This is a genomic window from Rhodoferax sp., assembly GCF_023700745.1.
Taxonomy (GTDB): domain Bacteria; phylum Pseudomonadota; class Gammaproteobacteria; order Burkholderiales; family Burkholderiaceae_C; genus Rhodoferax.
Genome location: NZ_JAMPYG010000018.1, coordinates 48,565 through 59,159, shown reverse-complemented (window position 1 = coordinate 59,159; position 10,595 = coordinate 48,565). Strand labels below are relative to the sequence as shown.

The window sequence follows — 10,595 nt, the reverse complement described above, 5'->3', positions numbered from 1 at the left end:
TCGTGAGACAGTTTGGTCCCTATCTTCCGTGGGCGCTGCAGATTTGAGGAAGCCTGCTCCTAGTACGAGAGGACCGGAGTGGACACACCTCTGGTGTATCGGTTGTCACGCCAGTGGCATTGCCGAGTAGCTATGTGTGGAAGAGATAACCGCTGAAAGCATCTAAGCGGGAAACTCGTTTCAAGATGAGATCTGCCGGGGCCTTGAGCCCCCTAAAGAGTCGTTCAAGACCAGGACGTTGATAGGTCGGGTGTGTACGCGTAGTAATGCGCTTAGCTAACCGATACTAATTGCTCGTGCGGCTTGACCCTATAACTTTGATTCACATAAAGTGTCTCAGGGAAGTTATGCCAAGTTGACGCATTCAAAAATCCTGCCTTCACGCAAGTGAATACAGGTTCGTTCATTCGATGAAGCTGATTAGCTCTATAAATTGGTTGCCTTGACAATAGTCAAGGTGACAAAAAGTTTTGCCTGACGACCATAGCAAGTTGGTCCCACTCCTTCCCATCCCGAACAGGACAGTGAAACGACTTTGCGCCAATGATAGTGCGGATTCCCGTGTGAAAGTAGGTCATCGTCAGGCTCCTATGCCTAAACGCCCAATCTGATGATTGGGCGTTTTTTTTTGCGGTATCGTCGACATCCCCCGGAATTGCATAGCGTCTAGCAATGTTAGGATCACCTATTTAACAGACGATTGGTCGACATGGACAGCATCAAAGATAAATTTGCCATGCTTGCAACCAACAATGCCCCGGGGCAAGAAGGGCGCCAGAAGGCAGTTGATCTGGGGCCTTTGCTGCGCGGCGGCCCGATTGAAGGTAGGCCAGTTGATTTTTCGCATGGCGATGTCAATGCGTTCGAGCCCACTCCCGGTGCGTTTGATGCTTTTGCCGCAGGTCTCGAAAGCGGTGCTGATCAGGCCTATACCGAATACCGCGGCAAAAAGAACATCCGCGACGATCTTGCCGTCAAACTGGCCGAGTTTACCGGCGCACCTGTCTTGTCTGACGATGGGCTGATCATTACCCCAGGCACCCAGGGTGCGCTTTTCCTGGCTATTGCATCAAGTGTTTCAGCAGGCGACAAGGTTGCGATTGTGCAGCCCGACTATTTCGCCAACCGCAAGCTGGTGCAATTTTTCGGCGCCGAAATCGTGCCCGTCAAACTGGACTATCTTGCCGCAACCGAACATGCGGGTCTCGATCTGGAACAGCTGGAACAGACGTTCAAAGCCGGGGCCAAGGTGTTTGTTTTCTCCAATCCGAACAACCCGGCAGGCGTGATTTACTCTGACATTGAAATCGACGCTATCGCGCGTCTGGCACAGGCTTTCGGTGTCACAGTGATTGTGGACCAACTCTATTCCCGGCTTCTTTATCAGGGCAGCCACTACACGCATTTGCGGGCCAGTCCCTACGCCCCCGAAAATGTGATCACCATCATCGGCCCTTCCAAGACGGAATCGCTCAGCGGCTACCGCGTGGGTGTTGCTTTTGGGGCAGCGGCGCTGATTGATCGGATGGAAAAGCTTCAGGCCATCGTCTCCTTGCGGGCCGGGGGCTACAGCCAGTCGGTTCTGCGAACGTGGTTTGCAGAACCCGCCGGCTGGATGCAGGAGCGGATTGCCCTCCATCAGGCGATCCGCGATGCTTTGCTTGCCCGGCTTCGCGCTGTGAATGGGCTGGCTGCACGCACCCCGCAAGCGGGCAGCTATCTATTTCCGAGCCTACCTGAACTCAGTGTGTCCACCCAGATATTCGTCACTATTTTGCGCCACCAGGCCGGTGTGACGGTTACTCCCGGGGCGGAATTTGGCCCCCATTCAACCAACAGCATACGCTTTAATTTTTCGCAAGATCGTGAGGCGGCGATTCAGGCGGTTGAACGTACTTGTGCCTTGATCGAGCGATACCGGAGATGACGCACCCTCCCGTTCCGCAAGGGAACTATGTCGCCGCCAAGCGGCATGGGGACCTGGTCCATACCTCGGGCATGACACCCCGGGACAACGGGGTATTGATGTTCAAGGGCGCGGTGAGTCCAGGTGTTCCGCTGGAAAGCTATCAAGCGGCGGTGGAGCTCGCCGCGAAAAATGCCCTGGCCTCCGCACGCCTTCTGATGGCTCCGCACGAAAAGGTTGCGGGGGTTCTCAGTCTGACGGTTTATATCGCAGCTGAACCAGAATTCACCGCACATGCAAGCTTGGCCGATTTTGCATCGACCTATCTGCAACGTGAAATCGGTGACGACGGGATTGGATGCCGGGCTACCATCGGGGTTGCAAACCTGCCGGGCAATGCGCCCGTCGAGATCCAGCTTGTTGCCATCATTGCCCATTTTTAGTTTTATCTTAGCGAGTGATTTATGCCCCTTCCGCAACGCGTCAAACTGGTCGAGGTCGGCCCCCGTGACGGCCTGCAAAACGAGAAGAGCCTGGTACCCGCCGCCGTCAAGATCGAGCTGGTGCACCGGCTGCAAGCCGCTGGTCTGAAAGAAATTGAAGTCACCAGTTTTGTCAGCCCCAAATGGGTGCCGCAAATGGCCGACAACGCAGAAGTCATGGCCGGCATCCATCGTCTGCCTGGTGTGCGTTATTCGGTGCTGACGCCCAACCTCAAGGGGTTTGAGGCCGCCTTGGCGTCACAGCCCGACGAAATCGTGGTGTTCGGCGCGGCCAGTGAGGCGTTCAGCCAGAAGAACATCAACTGCAGCATCGCCGGGAGCATCGAACGCTTTGCGCCGGTGGTGTCTGCCGCGCGTGACGCGGGCATTTACGTGCGCGGCGCCATGAGCTGCAGCGTGGGTTGTCCGTACGAGGGTGACATCGCGCCCGAGCGGGTGAGCTACCTGGCTGGCCTCATGAAAGGCATTGGCGTGCAGCATGTGGGCGTGGCCGACACCATTGGCGTGGGCACGCCGCTCAAGGTGCAGCGCGCGGTGGAAGCCACGCTCAAGCATTTCGACCTGAACGATGTTTCGGGTCACTTTCACGATACCTACGGCCAGGCGCTGGCCAACACGCTGATCTGCTTGCAAATGGGCGTCTGGCAGTTTGATACCTCGGTGGCCGGGCTGGGCGGATGTCCTTATGCCAAAGGTGCCACTGGCAACGTGGCTTCCGAGGACGTGGTGTACATGCTGCACGGCATGGGCATCGACACCGGCATCGACCTGGATTTGCTGATTGATGCCGGCCAGTTCATCAGCGATTTCCTGAATCGTCCGACGAACGCGCGTGCGGGCAAGGCGCTGCTGACCAAGCGACAAGCCTGATGTGCGGCGCTGAATTGAAACCCCTTCCCGAAGGCATGCAGCGGGTGGCGCGTACCCTTCAGGACAAGGGGCATCCGCACCCGCCGGTCCTGCTCATTGAGGCCGCACGCACCGCGCAGCAGGCCGCCGACGCGCTGGGCGTGGCTCTGGGGCAAATTGCCAAAAGCATCATCTTCAGGCGCAAGCCCGATGCCGCCGCCGTGCTGGTCATCACCTCGGGCGACCGCCGTGTCGATGAGGCCAAGGTGCAGGCGCTGGTGTGTGCCGACGGACAAAAGCTGGGGCGCGCCGATGCCGAGTTTGTCAAGGCGAGCACGGGGTTTTCCATTGGCGGTGTTTCGCCGGTGGGACATGCGGTGGCGCCTGTCACCCTGATTGACCGCGACCTGCTGCGTTTTGATGAAATCTGGGCGGCGGCCGGACACCCGCATGGTGTTTTCAGGTTGCAACCGGCTGATCTGGTGCATTTGACCGGTGCGCCGGTGGTGGATGTGGCGCGAGGAGAAAGCGCTTGAGTCCCGATCCGAAAGCCATCCAATTCCTGGCGGCCAGCGCCAGACATGTCCGCGCCAGCGAAGACCACTTTGCCCAGACGGTGCCTTCGCCCTGCTTGTCGGTGTGCCAGATGGACGCGACTACAGGTTTGTGTCAGGGTTGTTTGCGTACCCTGGAAGAAATCGGCCAGTGGGGCAATGCCGATGACGCGTTCAAGCGTGTCGTCTGGGCCCGGATCGAGACCCGCCTGGCGGAGTTTGCTTCATGAAACACATCACTTTTTACCTGGATGTCATCTCGCCCTACGCCTATCTGGCGTTCGAGCAATTGCCCGAGGCGCTGATGGGCCACAGCACGACCGTGACTTACAAGCCGGTATTGTTTGGCGCGCTGCTCAAGCATCACGGGCAGCTAGGGCCGGCCGAGATCGCGGGCAAGCGCGAGTGGACCTACCGCCAGGTGCTGTGGCTGGCGCATCAGCACGGCGTGAATTTGCACATGCCCGCGACCCACCCGTTCAGCCCGCTCGCCTTGTTGCGGCTGGCGCTGGCCTGTGGCGCGCCCGAGCAGCCGAATCGCTATGTCTGCGAGACCCTGTTGCGCCATGTCTGGCAGGGTGGTCTGGAGGCCGCGGACCCGGTTCGGCTGCAGGCTCTCAGCCAGCACTTGAAGCCAGCGCTTGGGCCCGATAGCGACGAAGTCAAAGCGCGGCTCAAGGCCAACACGGCCGAGGCCATTGCGCTGGGTGTGTTTGGTGTGCCCACGTTCGAGGTGGATGGCAAACTGTTCTGGGGCCTTGATGCCTTGCCCATGTTGCAGGCTTATCTGGCGGGTGATGCCTGGTTTGACGGGGCCTGGGACGCGGCGGCAGCCATTGCGCCAGGGGTGCAGCGCCTGCCTTGACCGAGGGCCGGGTGCTTAAGCCCCTTTGACCTGATGTGTCGGGCGGACATCCCTAGAATGTTCGCCTCACAAACCGGAAAGCCTTCATGTCACAGGGAACCATCCGCATTCGCGGTGCGCGTCAGCACAACCTCAAAAACCTCGATCTGGACATTCGCACCGGTGAATTGACCGTGGTCACCGGTCCGAGTGGCTCGGGCAAGTCCAGCCTGGTGTTCGACACCCTGTTTGCCGAAGGCCAGCGCCGTTACGTGGAGACCTTCAGCGCCTACGCGCGCCAGTTTCTGGACCGCATGGACAAGCCCGCTGTGGACAAGGTCGAAGGCGTGCCCCCGGCGATTGCCATCGACCAGACCAACCCGGTGCGTTCCAGCCGCTCCACCGTGGGCACCATGACCGAGCTCAACGACCATCTGAAGTTGTTGTTTGCCCGCGCCGGGTCCTTGTTTGACCGGGCAACAGCCCAGCCGGTGCGTCACGACACGCCAGAAACCATTTGTGCCCAGTTGCAGCAGCGCGTGGGCAGCAGCGACGCGCGCCTGGCCATCACCTTCCCGGTGGAGTTGCCCGCCAGCGCCACACCGGATGAAATTGAACAGTGGTTGTCGGTGAGTGGCTTTACCAAGGTGCAGGCCGAGCGTGAGGTGACGGTTGAGACCCACTCCGATGTGGTAAAAAAGAAAACCGGTAAATTGGCCGCCGAGCCGGTCTCAAAGCGCAAGGTGCTCGACGTGGTGGCTGACCGCTTTCGGCTCATCACGGCCGAGCGTGCCCGCGTACTGGAGGCGATTGAGGTCGCGCTCAAACACGGCAGCGGTCGCATGACGGTGTACCTGCTGGATGCGCCGCAAACGGATGTCGGCGCTGACCCGGTGGTCTGGAAGTTTTCGACCGGCCTGCATTGCCCCGAGAGCAACTTGCGTTATACCGACCCGATGGCGTCGATGTTCTCCTTCAACTCGGCTGTGGGCGCTTGCGACACCTGCCGCGGTTTTGGTCGGGTCATCGGCGTGGACTATGGTTTGGTCATCCCCAACGACAAGCTCACGCTGCGTGCGGGTGCCATCAAACCGATACAAACCCCGGCATGGCAAGAGGCGCAAGACGATCTGATGCGCCACGCCGAAGCCGAGGGCATTCCGCGCGACACACCCTGGAACAAGCTGTCACCCGAGCAGCAACACTGGGTGATTCATGGCTCGCCCCACTGGGACGGCAAGTGGAATCAGCACTGGTTTGGCGTCAAGCGCTTCTTTGAATACCTGGAAACCAAGTCCTACAAGATGCACATCCGCGTGTTGCTGTCCAAGTACCGCAGTTACACGCCGTGCCCGGATTGTGGTGGCGCACGTCTGAAGACCGAGAGCCTGCTGTGGCGCATCGGTTCCAAAGCGGATGCCGATGCCGTGCTTGAACCCGCCAAACGCTTCATGCCGCAGGGCGTGACTTGGCGCCGCGAGCAGCTGGAAGCCTTGCCGGGGCTGTGTCTGCATGACTTGATGCAGTTGCCGATGGATCGCTTGCGCCAGTTTTTTGCCACCCTGCAACTCGCCCAGCTCATTCCGGGCGTGTCTGAAGCTGATCAGAAAACCCTCAAGCTGCTCTTTGATGAAATCAGCACCCGCCTGAAATACCTGTGCGAGGTGGGCATCGGCTACCTCACGCTGGACCGGCAAAGCCGCACGCTGAGTGGCGGCGAGGTGCAGCGTATCAACCTGACCACTGCTTTAGGCACGTCGCTGGTCAACACCCTGTTTGTGCTCGACGAGCCCAGCATTGGCTTGCACCCGCGCGACATGCACCGCATCATCAAAGCCATGCAGCGCCTGGTTGATGCCGGCAACACACTGGTGGTGGTGGAGCATGACCCGGCCGTGATGCTGGCCGCCGACCGCATGATCGACATGGGTCCTGGCCCCGGCGAACGCGGCGGCCAGATTGTGTTTGATGGCAGCACAGAGGACTTGCGCAACGCCGACACGCTCACCGGCGCCTATCTGGGCGGGCGAAAAACCGTGGGCATGGGCTTCAAGCGGCTGGTGGCCGCCAGCACGCCGCGCTTGGTGCTCGAAGGTGCCAGCGACCACAACCTCAAAAACGTCACTGTCGAGATACCGCTGCAGCGCCTGGTGTGTATCACCGGCGTCAGTGGTTCCGGCAAATCGACGCTGATTCAGGACACGCTGGCGCCCGCGTTGCTGCGCCACTTTGGCAAAGCCACCGAGACGCCCGGTGCCTATGAACGCTTGCTGGGGGCCGAGCAGATCAGCGACGTGGTGTTTGTGGATCAGTCGCCGATCGGCAAAACCGCGCGCTCAAACCCGGTGAGTTACGTCGGTGCCTGGGATGCTATTCGCGAGATCTTTGCCAACGCGCCGCTGTCAAAACAGCGCGGCTACACCGCCACCAAATTCAGTTTCAACAACGGTGACGGCCGCTGCCCGACCTGCGGCGGCTCGGGTTTTGAGCATGTGGAAATGCAGTTTTTAAGCGACGTTTACCTGCGTTGTCCGGACTGCGACGGCAAGCGCTACCGGCCGGAAATTCTGGAAATCACCATTGAGCGACAGGCGCAGCACCTCAACGTCGCCGACGTGCTGAACCTGACCGTCAGCGAAGCTGTTGCGCTGTTCGTCGCCGACCGCGATGTGTTGCGGGCCTTGCAACCCATCGTGGACGTCGGCCTGGACTACGTCAAATTGGGCCAGCCGGTGCCCACGCTCAGTGGTGGCGAAGCGCAGCGCCTGAAGCTCGCCGGTTTCCTGGCTGAAGCCGCCAAAGCGAGCAGCAATAGCCGCCAAGCGCTGGCCCGGCGTGGTGTGTTGTTCATGTTCGACGAACCCACCACCGGGCTGCATTTTGACGACATTGCCAAACTCATGCGGGCGCTGCGCAAGCTGCAGGACGCGGGCCATTCGCTGCTGGTGATCGAGCACAACTTGGACGTGATTCGCGCCTCGGACTGGCTGATTGATCTGGGCCCTGAGGGCGGCGACGCCGGGGGTGAGGTGGTGGCATTTGGCACGCCCGAAGAGGTGATGCTGCACGCCAGTTCCCACACCGCCCTGGCGCTGCGCGACTACGCTGCGCAAATGGGCGTGGTGCATGAGGTGCAGGATTTTTCTGCGGCAGAGGGCACAAGTCATTGGGATCGGATACCGATTTCCGTCAGGAAATTGGGCTCTGACCCCAATGACGCTGCATCGGTGAGCAATGCGCACACCGACAGCATCCAGATCATCAATGCACGTGAGCACAACCTCAAGTCCTTGAGCGTCAACATTCCGCGCGGCAAGTTCACCGTGGTCACCGGCGTCTCGGGTTCGGGCAAATCGACGCTGGCCTTTGACATTTTGTTCAATGAAGGCCAGCGTCGTTATCTGGAAAGCCTCAACGCTTATGCCCGCTCCATCGTGCAACCGGCTGGCCGGCCCGAGGTGGACGCGGTCTACGGTATCCCGCCAACGGTGGCGATCGAGCAGCGCCTGAGCCGGGGCGGGCGCAAATCGACCGTCGGTACCACCACCGAGGTTTGGCACTTTTTGCGGCTCTTGTTCGTCAAACTCGGCACCCAGCACTGCATCCATGACGGCACGCCGGTGGCACCGCAAACGCCTGAAAAGATTGCAGCACAGTTGCTGAAGAACTTTCGTGGTCAGCACATCGGTCTGCTGGCGCCGCTGGTGATGAACCGCAAGGGCGTTTACACCGAGCTGGCCGACTGGGCGCGCCCGCGCGGCTTCACCCATTTGCGGGTCGATGGCAACTTTTTGCCCACCACCAACTTCCCGCGCCTGGATCGTTTCAAGGAACACACCATCGAACTGCCGGTGTTCAGTTTGGATGTCTTGCCGGAACAGGAGGCGCTGCTGCGTGAGGCACTGGCCAAGGCGCTCCAGCACGGCAAGGGCGTGGTGCATGTGCTGAGTGATCTGGCTGGCTTGAGCGAAGCCATGCAGGCGGGAATGCCGACAGCGGGCATCGGGCATTTGAGTGCGTTTTCCACCCTGCGCGCCTGCCCGGTGTGCAGTACCAGTTATGCCGAGCTCGACCCGCGGCTCTTCAGTTACAACAGCAAACACGGCTGGTGCCCGGACTGTGTGGGCACCGGGGTCAAGCTCACGCGTGAGCAGCGCAAGGTGTTTGACGACTCGGTGCGTGACGACGACAACAAGGGCCGTGAGCAGACCTTTGCCGAGCCTGAAGTGGAAGACTTGGTCGATACCGTGTGCCCCACTTGCCAGGGGACCCGGCTCAACGCGACGGCGCGGGCGGTGCGGTTTGGGGAAGTGGCCATCACCGAACTGGCGAGCCTGAGCGTGAGCGACCTGCGCGGCTGGGTCGAAACCATGCAAACGCTGGGCCGCCTGAGCGGGCGGGAAAGTGACATTGCCCGCGACCTGATCCCCGAGATCAAGGGTCGGCTGGAGTTTCTGGAGCAGGTGGGCCTGGGCTACCTGACGCTGGACCGGGGTGCGCCCACCTTGAGCGGCGGCGAGGCGCAGCGCATCCGCCTCGCTGCGCAGCTGGGCAGCAATTTGCAGGGCGTGTGTTACGTGCTGGACGAACCCACCATTGGCCTGCACGCACGCGACAACCAGATCCTGCTGGGTGCCTTGCAGACCCTGAGCGACCAGGGCAACACGCTGGTGGTGGTGGAACACGACGTGGACACCATTCGTCATGCCGATCACATCATCGACATTGGCCCCAGCGCCGGCAAACGCGGTGGCCGGCTGGTGGCTGAAGGCGGGGTGGCGAACATTCAGGGCGCAGCCGATTCCCAGACGGGGCGTTATTTGCTGCACGCGATGAAGCACCCGCTGAAGCCGCGACGCACGGACCACGAAGCGCAGCACTGGATCACCGTCACTGGCGCGAAGCTCCACAACCTGCATAAGGTCACCGTCCGCATTCCCCTGAGCCGCCTGGTCGCCGTCACTGGTGTCAGTGGCTCGGGCAAGTCCACGCTGGCGCGTGACGTGTTGTTGGCCAATGTGCAGGTCGCCGTGCAAAAGCGCAGCACCAAGGCCGGTCGCGACGCCATGGCTGCAGGCGAAACCCTGGCCTGGGTGGGATGCGAAGATGTCACCGGCTTCGAGACGGTGGACCGCGTGCTGGAAGTCGACCAAACCCCGATCGGCAAAACGCCCCGTAGTTGCCCCGCCACCTACATCGGTTTTTGGGACACCATCCGCAAGCTCTTTGCCGACACGCTGGAAGCCAAGGCGCGGGGCTATGCTGCCAACCGCTTCAGCTTCAACACCGGCGAGGGCCGTTGCCCGGGCTGTGAAGGGCAGGGCATCCGCACCATCGCCATGAGTTTCCTGCCCGATGTGAAGGTGCTGTGCGAAACCTGCAAGGGCGCGCGCTTCAACCCCGAGACCCAGGCGGTGACCTGGCGCGGAAAAAACATTGGTGACGTGCTGCAAATGGAAGTGGACGAAGCAGTCGACTTTTTTGCCGCCATGCCGGTCATTTCCCATCCGTTGCAACTGTTGAAAGACGTGGGTCTGGGTTACCTGACCTTGGGCCAGCCGTCACCGACCTTGAGTGGTGGTGAGGCGCAGCGCATCAAGCTCGTGACCGAGCTCAGCAAGGTGCGTGACGACATCACCCGGCGCGGCCAGAAGGCGCCACACACGCTCTATGTGCTGGATGAACCGACCGTGGGCTTGCACATGGCTGATGTCGAAAAACTCATCAAGGTGCTGCACCGACTGGTTGACGGCGGCCACAGCGTGGTGGTGATCGAGCATGACCTGGACGTGATTGCCGAGGCAGATTGGGTGATTGATTTGGGGCCGGAGGGTGGCAACGCGGGTGGCCATGTGGTGGCCGCGGGCTCGCCCGAAGCCGTGGTGGCCTTGGCCACACATACCGGGGTGGCGTTAACGGCGCTGTTGGCCCGTTAACGT

Annotated in this window: 7 protein-coding genes and 2 rRNA genes; all 9 read left to right on the top strand. The window is 60.8% G+C overall.

What is annotated here, in order from left to right; all coding sequences use genetic code 11:
• A 23S ribosomal RNA gene (locus NDJ10_RS13170) occupies window positions 1-311 on the top strand; the annotation flags it as partial.
• 162 nt (window positions 312-473) lie between these two features.
• Window positions 474-586, top strand: a 5S ribosomal RNA gene (rrf, locus tag NDJ10_RS13165).
• Between the two features lie 123 nt (window positions 587-709).
• Window positions 710-1,927, top strand: coding sequence for a pyridoxal phosphate-dependent aminotransferase (locus NDJ10_RS13160; RefSeq protein WP_296163008.1), 1,218 nt, complete (start codon window positions 710-712; stop codon window positions 1,925-1,927).
• Window positions 1,924-2,349 carry a RidA family protein gene (locus NDJ10_RS13155; RefSeq protein WP_296163006.1) on the top strand — a complete coding sequence of 142 codons (426 nt, stop codon included), beginning with the start codon at window positions 1,924-1,926 and terminating at the stop codon, window positions 2,347-2,349. Before NDJ10_RS13160 ends, NDJ10_RS13155 begins: the two co-directional genes overlap by 4 nt.
• A 21-nt stretch (window positions 2,350-2,370) precedes the next feature.
• A complete protein-coding gene (locus tag NDJ10_RS13150; RefSeq protein WP_296163004.1) occupies window positions 2,371-3,279 on the top strand; it encodes a hydroxymethylglutaryl-CoA lyase in 909 nt (302 codons plus the stop codon).
• A complete protein-coding gene (locus tag NDJ10_RS13145) occupies window positions 3,279-3,794 on the top strand; it encodes a YbaK/EbsC family protein (protein ID WP_296163002.1) in 516 nt (171 codons plus the stop codon). Before NDJ10_RS13150 ends, NDJ10_RS13145 begins: the two co-directional genes overlap by 1 nt.
• Window positions 3,791-4,042 carry a DUF1289 domain-containing protein gene (locus NDJ10_RS15275; RefSeq protein WP_363318715.1) on the top strand — a complete coding sequence of 84 codons (252 nt, stop codon included), beginning with the start codon at window positions 3,791-3,793 and terminating at the stop codon, window positions 4,040-4,042. The genes NDJ10_RS13145 and NDJ10_RS15275 overlap by 4 nt, the downstream gene beginning before the upstream one ends.
• Window positions 4,039-4,677, top strand: coding sequence for a 2-hydroxychromene-2-carboxylate isomerase (locus NDJ10_RS13135; RefSeq protein ID WP_296163001.1), 639 nt, complete (start codon window positions 4,039-4,041; stop codon window positions 4,675-4,677). The genes NDJ10_RS15275 and NDJ10_RS13135 overlap by 4 nt, the downstream gene beginning before the upstream one ends.
• 86 nt (window positions 4,678-4,763) lie before the next feature.
• Window positions 4,764-10,592, top strand: a complete 5,829-nt coding sequence (gene uvrA / locus NDJ10_RS13130; RefSeq protein ID WP_296163000.1) for an excinuclease ABC subunit UvrA — start codon at window positions 4,764-4,766, stop codon at window positions 10,590-10,592.
• Window positions 10,593-10,595: the final 3 nt, after the last annotated feature.